Below are 20,076 nucleotides of genomic sequence, written 5' to 3' on the forward strand. Positions count from 1 at the left end.
CAGGTAATAAAATCAGGTTACAAGTGGCTATCAACCGAGTTGCGAATCAAGGTAAGATACCATTTAATGAAATCCAACCCAAGATTAAATCCAGAGTCTATTTTGTCGCAAAGAACCCTACAACTATTACATGACGCACAGCAATTATTAGCCAACGGCAAACTTACTTCGAGCCGGTTAGCAGTGAATAAGATTTTGCGTAAAGAGCCAAAACAAACAGATGCATTGATAATCAGATATCAAATTGAGGCTGCAGAAGGCCAATTTGACACTGCTTTGGATCTGCTAATAGGGTTAGTGGATGAACATGATTTAAGTGAACGCCAATTAATGACTTTGGCTGGGCACTTAAATAAGTTGGAGTTGTATTTTTTACTGAATAAAGTCCTGGATAAACTCATTGCGTTGCATCCACAAGATATGAAAATCAAATACAATCAGAGTTTATGCTTAAGTAAAATAGGACAGATACAAGCTGCTATTGAGCTTGCTTTAGTTTGCGAGCAAAACAATTTTGCAGATCCACTATTACTGCTAAATCTTGGGCATAATTACAAAGCCTTTGGTGACCCCCCAAAAGCAGCTGAATATTATCGAAAGTATATTAACCAAGATCCAGCTAACAGTGGCTATGGTTATTGGGGTTTAGCGGACCTTAAAAATTATGTTTTCAGGTCACAAGAAATTGAGGATATGCAGGACAAGCTGGCAAAAATCGCACAAGGACAGCCAGAAAATAAGCCAGAATTAATCGAGTTTGCGTTAAGTCATGCTATGGCCCAACAGAAGTCGTACTCACAAGCTTTACAGTTTATGACAGCCGCCAACGCTAAACTGTCGCAACTACGTCCTTTTAAACAACATGGCTACCTCCAGTTAATAAACGAATTGAGTCACTATACTCCGGTATCACAAAATATAGAGGTGTTAACTAGAGAGTCTGTGACTCCCATTTTTATAGTCGGTATGCCTCGCTCTGGTACGACTTTAACGGAACAAATTTTGGCTAGCCATTCTCAAGTAGCGGCAACCGATGAACTCCCCTACATTGAAAGAATCGCCATGCAACTGAGTCGCAAACAAGGCTATTCACAAAGCCTGTTGAACATGACGGATGAGCAACGTTTACGCTATTCTGGATTTTACCTAAAGCAAGCTAAAGCTTATTTAACTGAAGAACATCCGTACATTATTGATAAAAATCCCACTAACTATTTACACATTGCCTTAATTTTAGCTTTGTTTCCAAATGCAAAAATCATCAATTTAATTCGAGATCCTTTCGATAATGCGATGAGCGTCTACCGTCAGCATTTTAGCCATGGAAATGACTTCAGTTTCAATTTAGCAGCAATTGAAAGTTATGTATCTGGGTACGTCAAGATAATGGGACATTGGTCTAAGCAATTCCCCGAAAAAATATATCATTTAGATTACGCTAAGTTGGTATCCGAGCCGCAAAAGAATATTACAGAACTGCTCGAATTCTGTGGTTTGCCAGTAGAGAATGCATGTTTTGAATTTTTCAAATCGGATAAGCCAGTGTTAACGCCAAGCGCTAGCCAAGTTCGCCAACCAATTCATAAAAACGCCCTTGGAAGTGCTGATGTTTATGCTCAATATTTACCGCAATTTAAACAACAAATGGACTCGTTGAAAGCACTCATTCAATCAACGTTGAGATAGAATACTGCCAAAGTAATCAAGCACTTGAGCACAGATAATCACATTAAAGGCTAAGTAAGTTTACCGTGGCAGTGTTTGAATTTGCGCCCAGAGCCGCAATGACAGATATCATTCCTACCTAACTTTGATTTTTCAGGAAGGTCATTTTTTTTATTTTCATTGTGAGCATAAGCCTCTGCAGACCTGCCCTGTTGTGACGTATTTTGGCCAACATTTATGTTGGGATTGTCATCGGCTGGGCTGCCTAGATAACTGTCTTTTACTTCCACATTTAACGCCGGATCAATCATACAATGCAAAAACATGCGCGTCGCCTGAGTGCCGTTACTAAGCTCTAAGCTGCTTTCAAGATGCATAACACCTTCATAGGCCTGCTGACGTAATTTGTGATATGAAGGCCAGCCTTGTTCTGTCAAACCATACAGGCCCCACAGTTCTCGCCATTGATAGCAAAATGCTTGGACTCTATGAATCATCTCATCTCGTTGCTGACGGGGATTAGTTTCCACACAGCGCAAATCTGAAATAAGATCATTAGCCAAGCCTTCCATTTCACCGGGAGAAAGGACTAATGGCGTGTTAAAACGTTCGCTTCTAAAATTCCCGTCACTGTGCGGATTAAATGCCACATGCTTAATCTGCTCTTGGGTAAAAGCATCATTCAGCCAGGGTACATGACCATTTTCAACCATATTCCAAAAATTACTCGAACCACAGATATCAATAACAAGATGTACCCTAAATAAGTCACTTTGATTATCAACTCTGTGGTACTTCCACGAATCAAAAATCCACGCTTCGCCGGCTTTCATATGCACTTGTTTATCACCGCAATAAAAGACCACATTAGGATCAGTCACAATGGGAATGTGAATACGGACGCGTTTATACCAATGGTAGTTAATATCTGAATGCAAAGGCACTTCGCAACCACTTTCCAACCCCATCAGACGCGAGCGACCTATCACTTCTCCAAAACTGGCGATAACCTGCTTTAAATAAGGAGTCTCAGCCAATACAGACGTAGCGGCCATAGGTCCCTTAAACAGATTATTAAACTGACCGTTCAACGACACTAGAGGGATAGAGAGGTTACCTTTAAACCCTTCGTGATGAGGCGCCCACAAACTGCGATCAAGCTGATTGATTTCCGTTTGTAAACGCTTTTCGTCAAAGTGCAAAGGAAGCTGAATGAATTCGTGTTTAAGTTTCAAAGCTGTCTTTCCATTAGTGTTATCTTACTGCTTAGCTAGCTGACGGTTTATTTTACAATAATACCGTGACATTGCTTATATCTTTTCCCTGAACCACAAAGGCACAAAGCATTGCGAGATACTTTGGGGAATTCTGGACTGTTTTGTATTGCTGCGCTCGGTCTTTGGACTACAACAGCATCAAAATTCGTATCAATTAGATCAAGTTGACTTAATCCCCTACATTTCAGCAAGCTGTTAATTTTAGTCAATGTATTCTGTAGATGTGGTAATTGCTGTTGGACTTCAATTTGATTGCGCTTCCACTTATTTTTGTTAGGCGGCGATAATGTGTAACGAGATAAAGGTAAGCGTTGCAAACTTTGGGAAAACGGTGATAAATGAGAAAATTCGGTCAATCTAGCAATTACTTCCATTGGCTGTGTAACTAAATCTTGATAGGACACGACTTCAAACTGATTTGTTGGTAGCTGCAATAAATTGTTGAGGATGGCATCATTAGCGGCTTGCCACTGAAACCGCGCTACTTCGGCTTTACTGGCTGCTTTATAATCTTGCCAACCATCGGGCAACAAAAATGACCATCTAGAATCCGTAGCTGTAATCTCGGGATAGGTCACAAATCGACCGGAGCGCCAGCCATCCATGATGCTACTAATATTTTCACGCGGATCTCTTACTAGATAAATGAATTTAGCATCAGGGAATACCGAAAGTAAAAACGGAATACGCAGCGCATTTTTTGGGGTTTTTTCAAGTAAGCGAATTTGCTGCTCAGAACCTGCGTTAGTCTGTCCATTTGCTTTTCTTGCTGCTTGGTAAAACCTTGTTTGTAGGGTTTGAATCGTATCATCATCCGCATCATCACTATCTAGTCTATTCGATACATATCCTCTAGCAACCGTACTCAGCGCTGGTATATGTTCGATAATTTGATGACTCTCTCCGCCAACAGTCCAAAGATCGGGATGCTTAGCCAAAGTTTCAAATAATAAAGTGCTGCCAGCTCGAGGCGCCGACAAAATAATAATGGGTTCAATAAGTTTATTAGTTTGCTTTAGTGCCACTGATGTATCGCCCTATCATTTTTCCATTTTCTACGATGTATTCATCGTTCACTACCTGCAAACCGTATTCAGCCAAAAGTTGAATGAACTCTTGATGCTTTGTTTTGTCCAGTGCGGCATTAACTAAATCTGAAAGTCGTTCAATTTGACCTTCCAATTCACGCAAAAATATTTTTAAATCGCTTTTCCGTTGCTTGATATCTAACTTGGTGTTCATCACATGTTTAAGAAACGCTGGAAAGTTTGTACCTTGTAAGCCTGTCGCATGTTGTGTTGCAATGGTGCCGATATCGGCGTTTAATTTATGTCTAAGTTGCTCGGTTAATGGCGATTGTTGACCATATTTCGCCAGCCCATTAAACAGTTTTCGAAGACTATCAATAACCTCACTGTTTAAAAGTGCTTTACCCGCTTCAAGCATCTGTATATTGGGTTTAACAATGGTTGATTCACTATCATGGAGAACAAATTCAAATCGACCAGTTGATTTTAAAACCCGCGCTACTTCCTCTATGCTTTTCGATAAACATGAATATTCAATGCCAAATTGGGACACGACACAGCCATAACTATCATTTTCAAACGGCAGCTTTTCAGCTGAGGTTTCTTCAACAAAGTGAACATTTTGTTTAGTTTGTAATGTCGCTGGTATATTTAGTTTGGCGCTGTCTAATCCAGTAAAAACAAGTTCAGAATTAACATTATTTCCTAAAGCGATAATAGAACCGTTGCCAGTACCAATATCCAACACTTTAGTTTGACTTTGTACTGTTGTGAACACTTTCTCCCAATGGGACTTTAATACTCCGGTATAATTTTCTGTAAAATCATTACCGAAAGACGTCAAATGACCTTGCTGCCAATACTGGCTCCAATAACTTTCCAAGGATTGCCTCACTATAAAAGTTCAATAAAAAAGGCCGATATAAATCGGCCTTTTGCTATTAACGTTGTTTAACTAACGTATTGTTAATTATCGTATTAGAAACTAATTGTGTAGTTTATACGGTAATCACGACCAAAGTTGTTATACAAGTCTTGGTCATCCCAAGTACCAGTAGAAGACAACACTGGATCTTCGTCAGTTAGGTTGTTAACAGTTAAAGTAAGAGCACCGTACTTACCAGCATTATAGGTATAAGTAAGGTTATGGATTAACCAGCTATCTAGCTTACCAGACTGAACCCAAACACCGTCAGTCAATACTTCATTTTCTGAAGTGCTGTCAGTGTAGGTCATGTTCCAAGCCACTAGGTGGTCAGACAATGCCCAAGATAATGTAGCAACTGATTTAAACTCAGGCTGACCAGACCAACCTGAAGTATCAACAATCGCGCCACCTTCTTCTTCGTCATAAGACAAGATGAAGCTGTTAGTGTTAGATAGGCGGAAGTCACCCACTTCAGTTTCAAGCATTCCGGTAAAGGTTAAATCGATACCTTCAATTTCGAAACCAATACCGTTGAAGTAACCAGTACCTGCTTCTAGCAATGTGCCAGATGAAGCACGAATTAGGTAGAATGTATCATCTGATACATCAGAACCAGGAGCTTTAGCTGTGATGATACCAGCAGCTTCGTCAGACAATAGAGATTGTACTGTTTTAGTTTGGATTACGTTATCGATAGAAAGTTTGAAGTAATCAACTTTAATACCAAACTCGTCAGTCACATCCCAAACTACACCTAAGTTAGTGTAATCAGATTCTTCTGGACCTAAGTTAGGGTTTGATTTGTAGTAAGTGTCATACTGTCTTTCGTTCGTAGAACCAGAAGCATAATCGATTGCGCCTTCAGCAGAGAAAGTAGTCGCTGCATTCAATTCATCCAAACCTGGAGCACGGAACGATTCTGAGTATGATGCACGAAGTACAACACCGTCAGCCACTTCCCAACGAGCTTTAACAGCTGGAGAAACGTTGTCACCGAAGTCTGAGTAATCATCGTAACGAACAGCAATGTTCACTTCTAAGTCATCAGTAACAGGTAGAGAAGATTCGAAGAAGAATGCTGTAACATCACGCATACCTTCCGCGCTGTTACCAGCAGAACCACCGATTAAGCCAGTTTCTGACTGACCGTCATAGATATCTTCGTAAGTTTGCTCGAAGTATTCAGCACCAAAATAGTGTGCAGCCATACCGCCACCTAACTCGAACATTTCGAAGCCGATACCAGCGAAGTATTGGTCTAAGGTTGAGCCAGAGTTTTGAAGAGTAGTTGCTTTCATATTTGCAATACCTTCATCAGAACCTAGGTCAATGCCATTGGCTTCGTTATAGGCTAAACCACCGTAACTTAAGTAGTATTCACCCACTGATTTGTTATCAGCGATGTTAGTATGGTAGTAAACTTCCCAAGAAGCATCGTTCCAATCTAAATTACCACGGAAACCAGTAGTATAATCTTGGTTGTAGTCGTCTACGTTACCGTCACGAGTACCAATACCAACCCAACGGAAGAAACCGTATGCACCGTCAACACCGTAAGGGTTATTTTCGTTATCCGCACTCATGTTAACCCAAGGAGCAGCAGGAGGAGCATAACGACCAAATGAACTGTTTTGAACAAACATTGCTTGACCAAACCATTCTACGTCTTCAGCAACTTCATAGTTAGCATTTACGTATAATGTATTACGGTCAACTGATGCTGTGTTGTATGAAACGTTAGCGAATGCATACATACAGTACGTTGAACCTGGGTTACCCCAGTCATTGTCAGCTGCAACTGTTTGGAAAGTATCTGAACCATATTCAGCTTCCAAGTCACCACACAAAGGAGAAGCTTGTGCGTCGGTGAAAGTTGGATCAGCAACAGTTGCACCATAGATAGACCAACCAGAGGTTTCGTCATATGCTTGGATTTCGCCGTCGCCGTTAAAATCAGTCATGCTTGCAGCAGTATAGTCACGAGCACCGTCAGAAATACCTTTACGCTCTTGGTGATCGAATGCAAAGGTGATGTTACCTTTATCGTTAGACACACCGCCTACGATTGAGAATTCTTTAGAAGTTGTACCTTCGTCGTTATCACGGTGACCTAAACCACCAGAGAAAGTCAAACCTTCGTAGTTATCTTTAAGGATAACGTTAACAACACCAGCCATCGCATCAGAACCATAAACAGAAGAACCACCTTCAGTCATGATATCAATACGCTCTACAGCAGCAAAAGGAATGGCGTTAAGGTTAGCAGAAGCACCACCTAGCGTAGGTGAACCTGGGAAACGACGACCGTTCAATAGAACGAGTGTACGTTGAGAACCAGCACCACGAAGGTTAATCGTTGCTTGAGACTGTGCAGAACTACCTGAACGCTCCGAGAAAGAACCGAACGAGTTCAAAGAACTGCTACGAAGTGCATCAGCAACTGAGAAATCACCTTCTAATTTAATATCAGCTGCGCTGATAGAAATTACTGGAGATGCGCCTTCAAGGTCAGAACGTTGGATACGTGAACCGGTTACAGAGATTTTCTCTACGCCAGCTGAATCTTGTGCAACAGCTGTTGCAGGAGCCAATACTGCAGTAGAAGCAGCACCGACAGCTAGAGCTAGACGAATTGACTTCGTTAACTTTGAATTTGTATACATGTATGTCTCCCTGGACCACTATTATATAGTGTTAGTTTTGTCGCTTATGCGACTTTTTATTAGTAAGGTAGTGAACCTCGCATTGAATAATAAACACATCATAGTGCTGTGGTCAACTCGTTGTATTAGCCTATTACATAAAAGTTCAATATATTTCATAAGGGAATAAGTAACTAAAAGTTTACGCTTTCAATAGTGGTTAATTTGAAAATATTTACTTGATTTAATAACAACCAAGTATTTCAAATAGAATTCTATTCAATTTATTAAGTACCTACCTATATAACCAAGCCACCACCCCAATAGTAAAAGCCGACAACTGAACAACGTAAACCCTTGATATTATATAAAATAATTTTATTTCCAGATTTTGCAAGCGGGGCTTTTTTAAGTGTTTTTTAATTTGAAATAGGTCAATTTCAATACTCAGATATTATTAATCGCCCCTTATTTATATAAGATTAAACGGGTGTTAAAAGCGTGTTAACAGCAGGTTTGCTCATCAAAATTTATTTTTTACTGATTTGGACAGGCTAATTCAGCTGATTATTGATATTGATTATTATTTGTTCACACCACTGTGTTAGAAGAAAAGCGGTTGGTAATATTAATTGATTCAACTAAGCTAGAGCTTCATAGGATATTTAGGTGAGAACAAGCAATAATGAAACTAGATGATGACATCCATAATTATTATGAACATCTTATTTTAGAAAGAATCGAATCAATGGATCTAACGTCCAACAAATCCTCAGACTATATAGCTGACTTATGTTGCCTAGCGCTGAATCAACTTCCACCAAGATACATACGTTTCGACGTAGACATGTCTTTTTATCTTCCACAAAATGAACGTCAGCAAATGGAAATGAATGTAGTTAATGCGGTATCTAAAGCAATGAGCTACTTAGATAATCCTAAACCAGAAAAGTCTTAATGCTTGGACTAAATAAAAGAAGGGGGAAAGTTGGGTGGCGGCCCCTCAGCCACATTCCGGCACATGAGTCGTCTGCTACGGCTGCTCCCTTCCGGGCCTGACCGATTTCACAGAGTATCATTGCGGAAGGACCAAAAGGCCACCATAGAAACTCGAATTCAGTAACCTTAATAAGAATTAAGAGTCATTGAATCGGCGCGCATTATGACCAAAGCCGTATTAATATGCAAGGTTGAATTCACCTACTTACAACTAGTTGCTGAATTTTCATCCTACAAGTTAGCAAAAGCCACATTGCGCACTGTGCAATTGATTATTCTGATAGAAAGCGTTCTTCAGCCATCCGATTAGAAATCACATTGGTTGGTTGCTGTTCTGCTTCCGCGCGTTCATATATTTGCGTTAACGTATCAGCTATACCTTCAATGTGGCTGCGCATCGCTTCTGCAGTGCTGAGCATACGTTGGTGGTAAATGTCGATAACACCACCAGCATTAATAACGTAATCAGGGGCATAGAGCACGCCTTTTTCACGCAATAGCTCCCCCATCGACTCCCGCGCCAATTGATTATTTGCCGCACCAGCAATGACTTTCGCTTTTATTCTGTTCAAGGTTTGTTGATTGACAGATGCTCCCATGGCACAAGGCGCATAAACATCCACATCAAGATCAAAAATGTCATCCGGACTAACCGCTGTTGCTGCAAACTTTTCAACGGCCAAATTAACATTATCAGGATAGATATCCGTCACATAGAGTTCTGCGCCATGCTGATATAGATGCTCAGCTAAACGAAAACCCACATGTCCCATCCCCTGAACTGCTACTTTTACCCCTTTTAAATCCGAACCTAACGCATATTTAACTGACGCTTCCAAACCTTTAAACACACCGTAAGCTGTAGAAGGCGCTGGGTTACCATCGGCTTCACCACCGTCAACACGGTACTTTGCTTGAATTCCAGACACATGAGCCGTATTTTCAGCCATGATCTTAATGTCAGATACCGCAATACCAGAATCTTCAGCAGTGATGTAACGTCCGCCCATTTGCTCAACAAAGGTTCCCATAGCCGCCATCAGCTCGGGACTTTTTTGTTTTCGGGGATCACCTATGATGACCGCTTTGCCACCGCCCAACTTTAATTGCGCCATGGCTGCCTTATAGGTCATCCCTTTTGATAATCTCAGTACATCATTGAGTGCTTCTTCACTGCTTGCATAAGGCCACATTCTGCAACCACCTAGAGACGGACCAAGGTTTGTATTATGCACCGCAATAATTGCCTGCAAACCGGTTTTTTTGTCTTTAAAAAACGCCACTTGTTCATGGCCATCAAATTCTAAGTGATCGAACACTGACATTGTGAAACCCTATAAATAGATTGTTATTTTTCAGTATAGTAGCGCAACGTGCTGAGGATATGTTTTGCTAAGATTTTTACACTGACAGAAAAGACGCAATCCTGTAACGATTGGATTCCAACATTTAGGATAATTATCCTAGTATCTTCTCTTGAAAAAGATAGAGATTTTGCGCATGCTCCACTATTAAATAAAATAATCCACTTTTGACAAGACCACCTTATGAAGTTTGATAAATTTGACCGTGAAATTCTACGAGTTTTACAAAAAGACGCCACTGTATCTATGGCCGAATTGAGCCAAAAAGTAGGCCTGTCTCACACGCCTTGTTGGCGTCGCGTAAAACGCATGGAAGCCGATGGTATTATCAAGCAGAAAGTTACTATCTTAGATAACAAAAAACTCAACCTTGGGGTATCCGTATTTATTTATGTGACCTTGAAAAATCACGATGGTGAGTCCCTCAACGAATTTGAAGCTTCAGTGCAAAGCATCGATGAAATTGTTGAATGTCACACCACCAGTGGTGACAAAGATTATTTATTAAAAGTCATTGTTGAGAGTATTGAAGAATATGAACATTTACTCAAAAGTAAGCTCACTAACTTGCCTTTAGTTGATCATCTTAGCTCTACGTTTGCCCTCAAACAGGTTAAGAACACCACAGAGCTACCAATTAAAAACATATAAGTTCAACTTACATAGCATCAACCTGGTTTTCAGGTTTGGCATCGATAAATGCCTGTAGTTGGTTACAATTGTTAGCGACACGCTGAATCAAAGGGAACTGATTCATGTCTACACCATATCGTTCAGCGTTGTAAACCTGAGGAATTAAAAATACATCAGCCATGCTCAGATCGAATCCAAAACAATAATCAGCAACGGTATTCGTCAGTCTTTTTTCAATTCCTTTGAAACCCGTTTCAATCCAATGTTTACACCATTTTGCCGTGTCTTTATCATTAGCTTGAAAAGTTGTTTTCAGGTGGCGCAATATTCGCAGGTTAGTAACCGGTTGCACATCACAAGCAATATCCTGAGCAAATGCGCGCACTCTCGCCCTGTCTAAACGATGAATAGGTACTAATTTTACCGGCTCTTCATAACGTTCATCGATATATTCAATAATCGCCATCGATTGATTGAGAAAAATATCTTCATCGTCGTCTACAAAAGTTGGAACCAACTGGGCTGGATTGAGAGCTGTGTATTGCTCACTAAATTGCGAACCACCATCTTTTGCTAAGTTAACCGGCACATAAGTATATTCTAGTTGTTTTATATTAAGTGCAATTCGAGCTCTATATGAAGCAGATGAACGCCAATAACCATGTAAATATAAACTCACTTGTTTCTCCTCGAAGCAACGATATATGCAAATGTCATAGATTCAGGTATTAACATAACTCAGCCTCAACAATTTGTTGTTCGATGCTGCCGAATATATTGTTTCCATGCTCGTCTTTCATTTCAATTTTGATGTGATCACCAAACTTCATAAATTCAGTGCTAGGCTCGCCATCTCGAATGGTTTCGATCATCCGCACTTCTGCAATACAAGAATAGCCCACACCACCTTCAGCAATGCTAGTCCCGTATTCGGTGCCTTGCTTGTTAGAGACTGTGCCCGAACCAATTATAGTCCCAGCACTCAAATTACGACTTTTGGCTGCATGGGCAACTAACTGGGAAAAGTCGAAAGTCATATCAACACCGGCTTGAGGGCAGCCAAATAGTTCGTGGTTATATTCAGAGATCAGTGGCAAATGTACTTTATTATCAACCCATTTATCAGCCAATTCATCAGGCGTAACGGCCACAGGCGAAAAAGCAGAAGCAGGTTTGGATTGAAAGAAGCCAAAACCTTTGGCTAACTCGCCAGGAATTAACCCACGCAGAGAAACATCATTAACTAACATAATTAATTTAATATGTTGCCCCGCGTTTTCAGGAAGTGTTCCCATGGGCACATCATCAGTGACTATTGCCACCTCAGCTTCAAAGTCTATTCCCCATTTATCACTGGGTAATGGAACATCGTCGGTTGGGCCAATAAAGTCGTCAGAGCCACCTTGATACATTAGCGGATCATTCCAAAAACTCTCTGGAATCTCAGCACCTCTGGCTTTTCGAACTAACTCCACATGATTAACATAAGCGCTTCCATCTGCCCATTGGTAAGCTCTAGGAAGAGGAGACTCACATTTTTTACTGTCAAAGGGCAAGGTATCTGTGAGCTTTGAGGCATTTAATTGTTGATATACTGATTCGAGTTTAGCGCTTGTCTGCGCCCAATCATCCAAAGCCTGTTGCATAGTGCTAGCAATTTCAGTCACTAAAACACATTGGGTTAGCGTTTTATTTACCACCACTAGTTGACCGTCGCGGCTGGCATTTTTATAACTTGCTAATTTCATGGCAATCCTTTTTAAATAATTATTTCACTTGCCAACTATTTACATAGTCGGGGTTTTCAACCAATGAAGATATTTCCGAAACTTCCAAAGCGTCCCTCGTATCTAACATCACAGCCACTTCATCAGTGAAGGTTTTTTTATGCGCTTTGCCAGCAGCAAATGCTTTGGGATGCGGTCCGTGAGTAAAACCAGCAGGGTGAAAAGTCACCATACCTTTTTCGATATTGTCACGGGAGAAAAAGTCACCTTGGTGATAAAACAAGACTTCATCGTAGTCGTCATTGTTATGGTAGAACGGCACTTTCAATGCACCTGGATCACTTTCTATTGGTCTTGGAACGAAGGTACAAATAACAAACCTACTTGCAACAAAGGTGGTGTGGGCCGAAGGCGGTAAATGATATCGATGGCTCATTAATGGTCGAATATCTCGCCAGTTAATGCGCACTACGCTCAAATCACCGTGCCAGCCTACCGCATCGAGGGGGTTAAATGGGTAAGTCACTTCGGATATTTGATTGTGGCGCTTTATTTCCACTTGCCATCTTTGTTCGCTGTATTGCGCTTTGAATTTTTGGTTTATCGCAGGGACATCTAACATCCCAGCGTCAAAAATAGCATGGGGACCAACCAAGCCTTTTTCAGGCAATTGATAGCTATCGTTGGTCGCTTCAATCATCAGAATCTGCATATCTGAATCAGGTTCAATACGCCACAAAGTTGCACGAGGAATGACCACGTAATCGCCCTGAGTTATACTCAAATGTCCATAATCACAATATAATTGCCCTGCTCCTTGATGAATAAATAACAATTCATCACCGTCGGCATTTCTGGCTAATTTTTGCATTGCTGTGTGACAATGCCACATACGATATCGACAATGGGCATTGAATAATATTTCAGCAGCGCTCCACGGAGAATTTCCGTTCATCTCAACATTTTTGTGTTGCAACAAATTTAAATCAAACGCCCTTGGCCGCAATGGACCCTGCCAATCAATCCAACCGGTCGGTGCATGGGTGTGATGCAAATGTGTGGCAGGTCCAAAAAATCCGTTGCGGCCAATTTCCCGTTCAAAAATAGCTTGTTCGGGAAAATCAGCATGGGCTTGGCGCGAGCAAGTTCCCTCTTGCCGAGGAAAATGAATCCATTTACGCATCAGATTTTTCACCGTTATTTTCGATCACACCTCGTCTAATTTGATCTTGTTCAATTGATTCAAACAACGCTTTGAAATTGCCTTCCCCGAAACCTTCATTACCTTTGCGTTGAATAATTTCAAAAAATACGGGACCAATCACAGTATCAGTAAAAATCTGTAACAAAATCCCATCTTTCATTGGCGCACCATCGATCAGTATTTTCAGCTCTTGCAAGGTCGCGAGATCTTCACCGTGCCCCTCTACTCTGTTATTTACATTCTCATAATAGGTATCAGGAGTATCCATAAATTTAAGACCGCGGGCTTTCAAGGTTCGCACGGTTTCATAAATATCTTCGGTAGACAAAGCGATATGCTGGATCCCTTCGCCATTGTATTCGCGGATGAACTCTTCAATTTGAGATTTATCATCTGATGATTCGTTAATAGGGATACGTATTTTGCCGCAAGGAGACGTCATGGCTTTGCTGACTAATCCGGTCAATTTGCCTTCAATATCAAAATAACGAATTTCTCTAAAGTTACCTATACGCTCATAAAAATTCGCCCAAACCGCCATATTCCCGCGTTTAACGTTGTGGGTAAGATGGTCAAGTACAGCTAGACCAGCATTGGCACTTTGCATACGCTCTTGCCAATCCGGATAGAACTTGAAATCAATGTTATAAATTGACTCATCACCGTAGCGATCGACAAAGTACAGAGTACTTTCGCCAATCCCATAAACTGCAGGGATATTTAATTCCATTGCCCCCAAATTACCAACAAATTGCTTAGCACCATTTTTCACGGCATGCTGCAATGCTTTGCCTGCATCTTTGACGCGAAATGCCATGCCACAAACACTAGGACCACGTAACCGAGCAAATTCCTCTGCTTGCGACGCGGGCTCTGCATTGACAATAAAATTGATATCACCTTGTTTGAACAACCAAACACGTTTGGAACGATGCTGTGCAACTTCTGCAAAACCCAGCGATAGGAATAAATCTTTAAGATCCTGAATGCCCTTATCATCAGCTGCGGTGTATTCCACAAATTCGAAGCCGTCACAATGCAAAGGGTTATAATGAATGTCTGTTGTCATAGGTATTTCTCGCAAAAGTTAAACAAGTAGATGTCTATACTTAAGCCTATTATTTAGCAGAACAGAAGTATCTGCTTTACAATAGTTTTTTACTGAAAACCTCAAAATTTGTAACGTAATTTTTACATTTACCTGCAGGCATTAAAAAGCCGCTAAAAAGCGGCTGTTTATGTCAACAAAAATGAACAGTACAAAAATAACTGTACCTAAATTTTTACAGTCTTCTTATTGATGCCATATTCGCGTAATTTGTTTGCAATTGCGGTATGGCTCAAACCTAACTTTTTAGCAAGTTGACGAGTGCTGGGATAAAATGGATAGAGCCGTCGTAACAAGCTTTTCTCGTATCGCTTCACTTCTTCTTCCAACGAGCCTTCGAACTCTTCAGGGATAAAGTTTAGGTTTGTTGAACTGCTCGGCAGTTGAATATGCTCCTTGCACATTTCATTACCTTCCAGCAAAGACAATGCGCGATAAAGGGCGTTTTCAAGTTGCCTAACGTTACCTGGCCAAGAGTAAGATTGTAAATAATCGACACATGACTTACTTAATTTAGGCGCTCGACGACCCAATTTCATGCAATGTTGCTTAATGAAGCGATCAGCTAAGGGAATGATATCGGATTTTCGTTCACGCAACGAAGGCACGGTTAAACTCAACACATTGAGACGATAATAGAGGTCTTCTCTAAACTGCCCTTCTTCAACTAACTTAGCCAAATCTTTTTGAGTTGTACAAACGATTCTGACGTCAACTGTCACCTCGTTGCTATCTCCAACCCTGCGAAATGTTCCATTTTGCAGTACTCGCAGTAACTTAGACTGTAAGTGATCTGACATATCCCCCACTTCATCTAAGAAAAGAGTTCCACCTTTGGCTTGTTCCAAAATCCCCGCTTTACCTTCGGTTTGACCAAATTCTCCTGGGGCATAGCCAAATAACTCTGTTTCAGCCACATTATCCGGTAATGATGCACAATTGAGCGGCAGAAATTGCCCACTGGCTCGACGACTTGCCTCATGGCAGGCTCTTGCTAGCATTTCTTTGCCCGTTCCTGTTTCGCCGAAAATCAAAATAGGCCCATCTAATTCGGCCATCCGAGTGGCTTCTTTGACGACCTTTTTCATTACATTGCTGCTGGCCTGCACAGAGGCGAAACTATCATTGCTGATTTGGTGGAATACGGTAAGTTGTTGCTCCAATCTAAATTCAGATTTAAGCATTAGCAAAGCGCCGGCTAAAATAGACGAGCCACCAGCATCCGGTATCATGACAGGCAATATATCAGCTAAAAAATCTTGTTCTAAAAAACTAACTTTCTGGGTCTGTGCGGTAGCAGGATTCCCTTCAAACCATTTTTGAAAAGTAAAACCACGCACAAATTCGCCAATCTCTTCACCCAATAAACTTTCAGAGCTTTGTTCGACACTTGCGGTTACGGCTTCGTTAACCAGCAAAATACGCCCTCTAGTATCTAAAGAAAATATGGGATCGGGTAGAGTTTGCAGCAATGCGCGAAGCTGATTTTGCTCCCTTTCTATTGGCATGAAAGGCGTTGTTTTAACGTCTTCAATGCCTTTAATACGCCGGATTTCTGGCATAAACTGCTGAAAATCCTCAAACTTAATATTCGGGAAGTTTAAGAAAATTTTTCCCGCAATATCAATTTCAATGCCACGTAAATCAATTTCGTAATTAACTAATATGTCTAATACATCTTGCGCTATGCCCAATCTGTCCTGACAAATAATTTCCAATCGCATGGGGTCACGATCCATAATAAAAGGTGTAAAGATATTATTACAAATTATAGGGGTTGTCTTCAAATTCAGTGAGGTGGGTAACCTAAATTTAAGACAAAAGGTGAAAAACGCTCCAGTTTTAACATGAAGCGTTATTTTTAATAGAAAGTATCGTTATCAACCAATCGAACAATTCTTAGGTGTATATCTGACACTATTCGAGAGTTAACTAACTAACTTATCTTTGCTTTCAAAAAGCGGCGCTTTCAAACCTAATTTTTTCGCCGTATTCACCAATGCCATAATATCGAGCTGGGTTAATTCAAACAATTGATCAAAGTGATTTAATGTGAAATAAACCGGTTGCATGATGTCAATGCGATAGGGAGTGCGCAGTGCCTCTAGTGGCACCATCTCTTGTCTTATTGGTTTCTCACTTTCTAAGGCATAAATTGTTTCACCAGGTGAAGATAAAATCCCTCCCCCATAAATTCGCGTCCCGTCTGCTGTGTGCAACAAACCAAACTCAACGGTGAACCAATATAATCTAGCTAAGTATGCTCTATCCTGTTTATTCGCTGCCAACCCCAACTTTCCATATGTATGGGTGAAATGTGCAAAAGATGGATTGGTTAATAATGGGCAATGGCCAAATATTTCGTGAAAAATATCCGGTTCCTGAAGATAATCAAAATCCTCACGATTGCGAATAAATGTGGCGACCGGAAACTTTTTATTGGCTAATAAAGTGAAAAACGCATCAAAGTTAATCAGTGACGGAACCTGTTCCACCTGCCAACCTGTGGTGGCTGCTAGAACCTGATTCACTTCGCCTAATTGCGGAACTCTATCGGTAGGCAAGTCGAGTAAACTAAGTCCTTGCATAAACTCATCACATGCCCTATTTTGAATAATCGCAATCTGTCGTTGGTATAAGTCTCTCCAAACCAAATTCTCACTTTGTGACCAGTCAACAAGGCCATTTTGATCCATACTTCGAGAAGAATATTTAGTTGTTTTTGGCATTTGTATTCCTCGACTTCCCATCTTGCAAAAGTCTTATTCTGTTCGTTTTTCTTTCAATCTAGATGAAAGAAAAACGTGCAATTTGCTAAATCTCAATGTCTTTAAGTCTACTTAATTAAGATTAAAGGAACAGAAATCGAGGTATATAGAGTTTTTCAAAAAATGTAACATTAATTTTACATAAGAACAGAGTTTTCCATTAAATACAAAAACTTATGATGTTACCTTTTTCAAGTCAGCAAGTAATTGTTGGGTAAGTTTTGACAACCCAGGAGGTTTACTTGCAATCCAAGGCAAGGGACGACATGCATGCATTGCCTTTATTCCAATTCGTGTGGTTAACACGCCCGCGCCTAAACCTTGAGCGACTCTTGATGATAGTTTCCCCGTTACCCCAGCGCCAAGTGCATAATTTCCTGCGTCACTTATAATCTCCGCAGCGCCAGCGATTAGCATTGATTTAAACACTCGTTTAACCAAACTAATTCGTCCCCAGTATCCCAACTGAATCCCGTAACATTGGCTCACTTGTTTAAGCATGACTAAATTGCGCCACAAAACCACTGCCATGTCTAATAACGCAAAGGGACTCACGGCAATCATAGCGGCCGAAGCAGAAGCATGTTTAGTCACGCAAGCTAAGGCTTTTTGGTCTACTTTTTGGAGCACTTTTTGATCAAATAATTGCAAAACTTCACTATCAACATGATGTGCCTGTACGGTACTTTTCCATTGACCAATTTCCGCTTCATATTCATTTGCAGGCAAATTCGCGATCAGCTTTTCACAAAATCCTTCTGACTGTCCTATGGTTGGTGCCGCGAGCAATTGCAGTGCTTGTTGTTTAAATTCATCATGCCGTTTGAGGTGCGCCAGTCCGCGCCATTGGGAAAATAACTCTTTTGCTGCCATCACTACAATCAACGAAAACAAAATAAGCCAAATAGCCGACAAAAAATCTTCAGTTAAATAAACTTCGCGAATGAACAAAGCGAGTTCGGCGCAGCCAAGCCCTAAGGCCAACAGCAGTAACCAGAATAATTTAGAACTCTTTGCTGTTTTTAGGTTTTGAGGATCATCAAAATCATCGGTTTGCTCTATTTCGGGGCTGCTTTGCTCCCAAACCACATCAGCTTGCAAAAGCGTGGCAGGCTTAATTTTATGGGACGACTCAACTGTTGCTTGCTCTGCCCCGTCATTTTGCTCTTCTGTCAGTATTAAACTAGATTGAATACTGTCCTTAGCAGGTTGTTCTGATTGACTCATAACTTCACTCCAGTTTGTCACCTAACACAAATTCCAATACATGGTCTAACCGTATATGTGGAAAGGCACTTTTGTTGTCGCCTTTTGGCATCGGACGAAAATTCGGAAAAGCAAAACCTTGATGCTGCCAAAATGACTGTGCAGGGCATTCTTTAGGCACTTCTCCTGGAAACAAAGTAATTGCTTTACCTTCAATAGTGGTGCCTTTAAGCACTTGAACAGCCTCTCCATTTAGTATGCTACTGCCTACTTGTGAGGTACGTATGGCGCTAAAAGCAGTGGATTCGGTTGCGACTCCTTCATATTGAATATGCTGTCTAGCCTCATGGATCATCGATTCTAAAAGCATCACCAAATTAGGTTGTTGCTCTGGGGTTATATGGTCTGATTTACTCGCAGCAAACATCAGTTTGTCGATGTTAGGTGAGAATATTCGTTGTAAAATATTACTGGTACCATAGTGAAAACTGCTTAATAACCAATTGATGGCTTTGCGTAAATCATTAAAACTATGGGCTCCCATATTCAAAGCAGATAAACAATCGACCAAAATAATTTGTCGATCAAAACGTTTAAAATGCTTTTTGTAAAACGGTCGAATGACTTTTTTCTGATATTGTTCAAAACGGCTGCTCAGCAAATCCAATAATTCAGAGTTCTCACCGTTAGCTTGATTGTCAGACGCTAACTTCAGTTGCGCTGGATTTAACGGAAAGAACTGCAACACAGGCGCCCCCACTAACTCGCCCGGTAGCACAAAACGACCAGGTTGAATAAGTTGATAACCTTGAGCCTTACACTCATGAAGAAACTGGGTAAACAGGTTGGAAATATGTTGAATTTGCATCTCATCTGCAGTCCCAGTCAAATCTAAGTTATTCAATTCAGATTTAAAATCCTCAGCCAGTGAACTCTTAGTTGGATCGTGCAAGTCGTCCCAAAAATTCTGGCACCACTGCACATAATCCAATTCTAATAACGGTAAATCGAGAAGCCATTCTCCGGGATAGTCAGTAATATCCAATGTTAAGGTACTGTATTCGGATACTAATCTGCGCAGTCGTGACTGATTGCGATATTTAATTAGCAGCCGCACCTGAGACACTCCATTGGTAGATTCTGGCCACTTTGGTGGTTCACTGTTTAGGCTTTCTAGCCCCTGTTCATAGGCAAAACGGGCAACGGTTACATCTGGCTGAACGTCGCGCTTAACACCAATTAGTCGATTCTCAGATACCACCGAGAAAAACGGCAAATCAGATGACTCTCGAGCATTCAGTAATTGATTTACCAAAGAAGTGATAAACGCGGTTTTACCACTTTTACTCAGGCCCGTCACCGCTAGGCTCACGTGATGATCCATCAGCCGGTTCCCCAACACTTTGGCTTGATCTTGAAAACGTTGCACTGAAGAGTTTTGGGTTATTTTAGATAGCAATCAAATGACTCCTGAGATGACAAAACAGGTTAGCGAGCGAAGTACAATAAAAGGATATTACCTGTGTT

16 protein-coding genes and 1 other RNA gene are annotated in these 20,076 nt (G+C 40.9%); 3 read left to right on the plus strand and 14 right to left on the minus strand.

Going from position 1 to position 20,076, the window contains the following annotated elements; translation table 11 throughout:
• Positions 1-66 precede the first annotated feature (66 nt).
• A complete protein-coding gene (locus Q4567_RS03905) occupies positions 67-1,686 on the plus strand; it encodes a tetratricopeptide repeat-containing sulfotransferase family protein (protein ID WP_303499442.1) in 1,620 nt (539 codons plus the stop codon).
• A gap of 50 nt (positions 1,687-1,736) precedes the next feature.
• On the opposite strand, the gene Q4567_RS03910 is transcribed toward Q4567_RS03905, so the two are convergent.
• The 4 genes from Q4567_RS03910 to Q4567_RS03925 all read right to left on the minus strand — a co-directional run bounded on the left by Q4567_RS03910 (position 1,737) and on the right by Q4567_RS03925 (position 7,561).
• A complete protein-coding gene (locus tag Q4567_RS03910) occupies positions 1,737-2,900 on the minus strand; it encodes an aspartyl/asparaginyl beta-hydroxylase domain-containing protein (protein ID WP_303499444.1) in 1,164 nt (387 codons plus the stop codon).
• Between the two features lie 47 nt (positions 2,901-2,947).
• A complete protein-coding gene (locus Q4567_RS03915) occupies positions 2,948-3,967 on the minus strand; it encodes a sulfotransferase (protein ID WP_303499446.1) in 1,020 nt (339 codons plus the stop codon).
• The gene (locus tag Q4567_RS03920; RefSeq protein WP_303499447.1) at positions 3,948-4,853 is read right to left on the minus strand and encodes a class I SAM-dependent methyltransferase; all 906 of its coding nucleotides are present in this window, start codon (positions 4,851-4,853) and stop codon (positions 3,948-3,950) included. The genes Q4567_RS03915 and Q4567_RS03920 overlap by 20 nt, the downstream gene beginning before the upstream one ends.
• 95 nt (positions 4,854-4,948) lie before the next feature.
• Positions 4,949-7,561, minus strand: coding sequence for a TonB-dependent receptor (locus Q4567_RS03925; RefSeq protein WP_303499448.1), 2,613 nt, complete (start codon positions 7,559-7,561; stop codon positions 4,949-4,951).
• A 664-nt stretch (positions 7,562-8,225) separates the two neighbouring features.
• Between Q4567_RS03925 and Q4567_RS03930 the strand changes: the two genes are divergently transcribed.
• Complete coding sequence (locus Q4567_RS03930; RefSeq protein WP_216050114.1) at positions 8,226-8,498, plus strand: late competence development ComFB family protein; 273 nt, start codon at positions 8,226-8,228, stop codon at positions 8,496-8,498.
• 40 nt (positions 8,499-8,538) lie between these two features.
• On the opposite strand, the gene ffs is transcribed toward Q4567_RS03930, so the two are convergent.
• An RNA gene (gene ffs, locus Q4567_RS03935) (signal recognition particle sRNA small type) lies at positions 8,539-8,635 on the minus strand.
• 176 nt (positions 8,636-8,811) lie between these two features.
• Positions 8,812-9,864, minus strand: coding sequence for a Glu/Leu/Phe/Val dehydrogenase dimerization domain-containing protein (locus Q4567_RS03940; RefSeq protein WP_216050113.1), 1,053 nt, complete (start codon positions 9,862-9,864; stop codon positions 8,812-8,814).
• A gap of 222 nt (positions 9,865-10,086) precedes the next feature.
• Here Q4567_RS03940 and Q4567_RS03945 point away from each other — a divergent pair, with 222 nt between their 5' ends.
• Positions 10,087-10,554: an Lrp/AsnC family transcriptional regulator gene (locus tag Q4567_RS03945; RefSeq protein WP_216050112.1), complete on the plus strand. Its 468-nt coding sequence runs from the start codon at positions 10,087-10,089 to the stop codon at positions 10,552-10,554.
• A gap of 7 nt (positions 10,555-10,561) precedes the next feature.
• Here the strand turns inward: Q4567_RS03945 and maiA are convergent, their stop codons facing one another.
• The 8 genes from maiA to Q4567_RS03985 form a co-directional block, all read right to left on the minus strand.
• Positions 10,562-11,215, minus strand: coding sequence for a maleylacetoacetate isomerase (gene maiA / locus Q4567_RS03950; RefSeq protein ID WP_216050111.1), 654 nt, complete (start codon positions 11,213-11,215; stop codon positions 10,562-10,564).
• 49 nt (positions 11,216-11,264) lie between these two features.
• A complete protein-coding gene (locus Q4567_RS03955; RefSeq protein ID WP_303499449.1) occupies positions 11,265-12,284 on the minus strand; it encodes a fumarylacetoacetate hydrolase family protein in 1,020 nt (339 codons plus the stop codon).
• A gap of 19 nt (positions 12,285-12,303) precedes the next feature.
• On the minus strand, positions 12,304-13,446 hold the full coding sequence (locus Q4567_RS03960) for a homogentisate 1,2-dioxygenase (RefSeq protein WP_303499451.1): 1,143 nt from the start codon (positions 13,444-13,446) through the stop codon (positions 12,304-12,306).
• The gene (gene hppD, locus Q4567_RS03965) at positions 13,439-14,536 is read right to left on the minus strand and encodes a 4-hydroxyphenylpyruvate dioxygenase (RefSeq protein ID WP_216050108.1); all 1,098 of its coding nucleotides are present in this window, start codon (positions 14,534-14,536) and stop codon (positions 13,439-13,441) included. Before hppD ends, Q4567_RS03960 begins: the two co-directional genes overlap by 8 nt.
• A 206-nt stretch (positions 14,537-14,742) precedes the next feature.
• The gene (gene tyrR, locus Q4567_RS03970) at positions 14,743-16,299 is read right to left on the minus strand and encodes a transcriptional regulator TyrR (RefSeq protein ID WP_216050107.1); all 1,557 of its coding nucleotides are present in this window, start codon (positions 16,297-16,299) and stop codon (positions 14,743-14,745) included.
• 204 nt (positions 16,300-16,503) lie between these two features.
• Positions 16,504-17,304, minus strand: a complete 801-nt coding sequence (gene phhA / locus Q4567_RS03975; protein ID WP_303499452.1) for a phenylalanine 4-monooxygenase — start codon at positions 17,302-17,304, stop codon at positions 16,504-16,506.
• Between the two features lie 213 nt (positions 17,305-17,517).
• Positions 17,518-18,570 carry a YcjF family protein gene (locus Q4567_RS03980; RefSeq protein WP_303499453.1) on the minus strand — a complete coding sequence of 351 codons (1,053 nt, stop codon included), beginning with the start codon at positions 18,568-18,570 and terminating at the stop codon, positions 17,518-17,520.
• 4 nt (positions 18,571-18,574) lie between these two features.
• Positions 18,575-20,008 carry a YcjX family protein gene (locus tag Q4567_RS03985; protein ID WP_303499454.1) on the minus strand — a complete coding sequence of 478 codons (1,434 nt, stop codon included), beginning with the start codon at positions 20,006-20,008 and terminating at the stop codon, positions 18,575-18,577.
• Positions 20,009-20,076: the final 68 nt, after the last annotated feature.

Origin of the sequence: Aliiglaciecola sp. 2_MG-2023 (assembly GCF_030548145.1) — a bacterium.
GTDB classification, from domain to species: Bacteria; Pseudomonadota; Gammaproteobacteria; order Enterobacterales; family Alteromonadaceae; genus Aliiglaciecola; species Aliiglaciecola lipolytica_A.

What these genes read in the sequence shown, in the direction of transcription:
- Q4567_RS03930 (WP_216050114.1), top strand. Translation starts at nt 8,226, where the DNA reads ATGAAACTAGATGATGACATCCATAATTATTATGAACATCTTATTTTA.
- Q4567_RS03980 (WP_303499453.1), bottom strand. Translation starts at nt 18,570, where the DNA reads ATGAGTCAATCAGAACAACCTGCTAAGGACAGTATTCAATCTAGTTTA.
- phhA (WP_303499452.1), bottom strand. Translation starts at nt 17,304, where the DNA reads ATGCCAAAAACAACTAAATATTCTTCTCGAAGTATGGATCAAAATGGC.
- hppD (WP_216050108.1), bottom strand. Translation starts at nt 14,536, where the DNA reads ATGACAACAGACATTCATTATAACCCTTTGCATTGTGACGGCTTCGAA.
- Q4567_RS03905 (WP_303499442.1), top strand. Translation starts at nt 67, where the DNA reads ATGAAATCCAACCCAAGATTAAATCCAGAGTCTATTTTGTCGCAAAGA.
- Q4567_RS03960 (WP_303499451.1), bottom strand. Translation starts at nt 13,446, where the DNA reads ATGCGTAAATGGATTCATTTTCCTCGGCAAGAGGGAACTTGCTCGCGC.
- Q4567_RS03925 (WP_303499448.1), bottom strand. Translation starts at nt 7,561, where the DNA reads ATGTATACAAATTCAAAGTTAACGAAGTCAATTCGTCTAGCTCTAGCT.
- Q4567_RS03940 (WP_216050113.1), bottom strand. Translation starts at nt 9,864, where the DNA reads ATGTCAGTGTTCGATCACTTAGAATTTGATGGCCATGAACAAGTGGCG.
- Q4567_RS03955 (WP_303499449.1), bottom strand. Translation starts at nt 12,284, where the DNA reads ATGAAATTAGCAAGTTATAAAAATGCCAGCCGCGACGGTCAACTAGTG.
- tyrR (WP_216050107.1), bottom strand. Translation starts at nt 16,299, where the DNA reads ATGCGATTGGAAATTATTTGTCAGGACAGATTGGGCATAGCGCAAGAT.
- Q4567_RS03945 (WP_216050112.1), top strand. Translation starts at nt 10,087, where the DNA reads ATGAAGTTTGATAAATTTGACCGTGAAATTCTACGAGTTTTACAAAAA.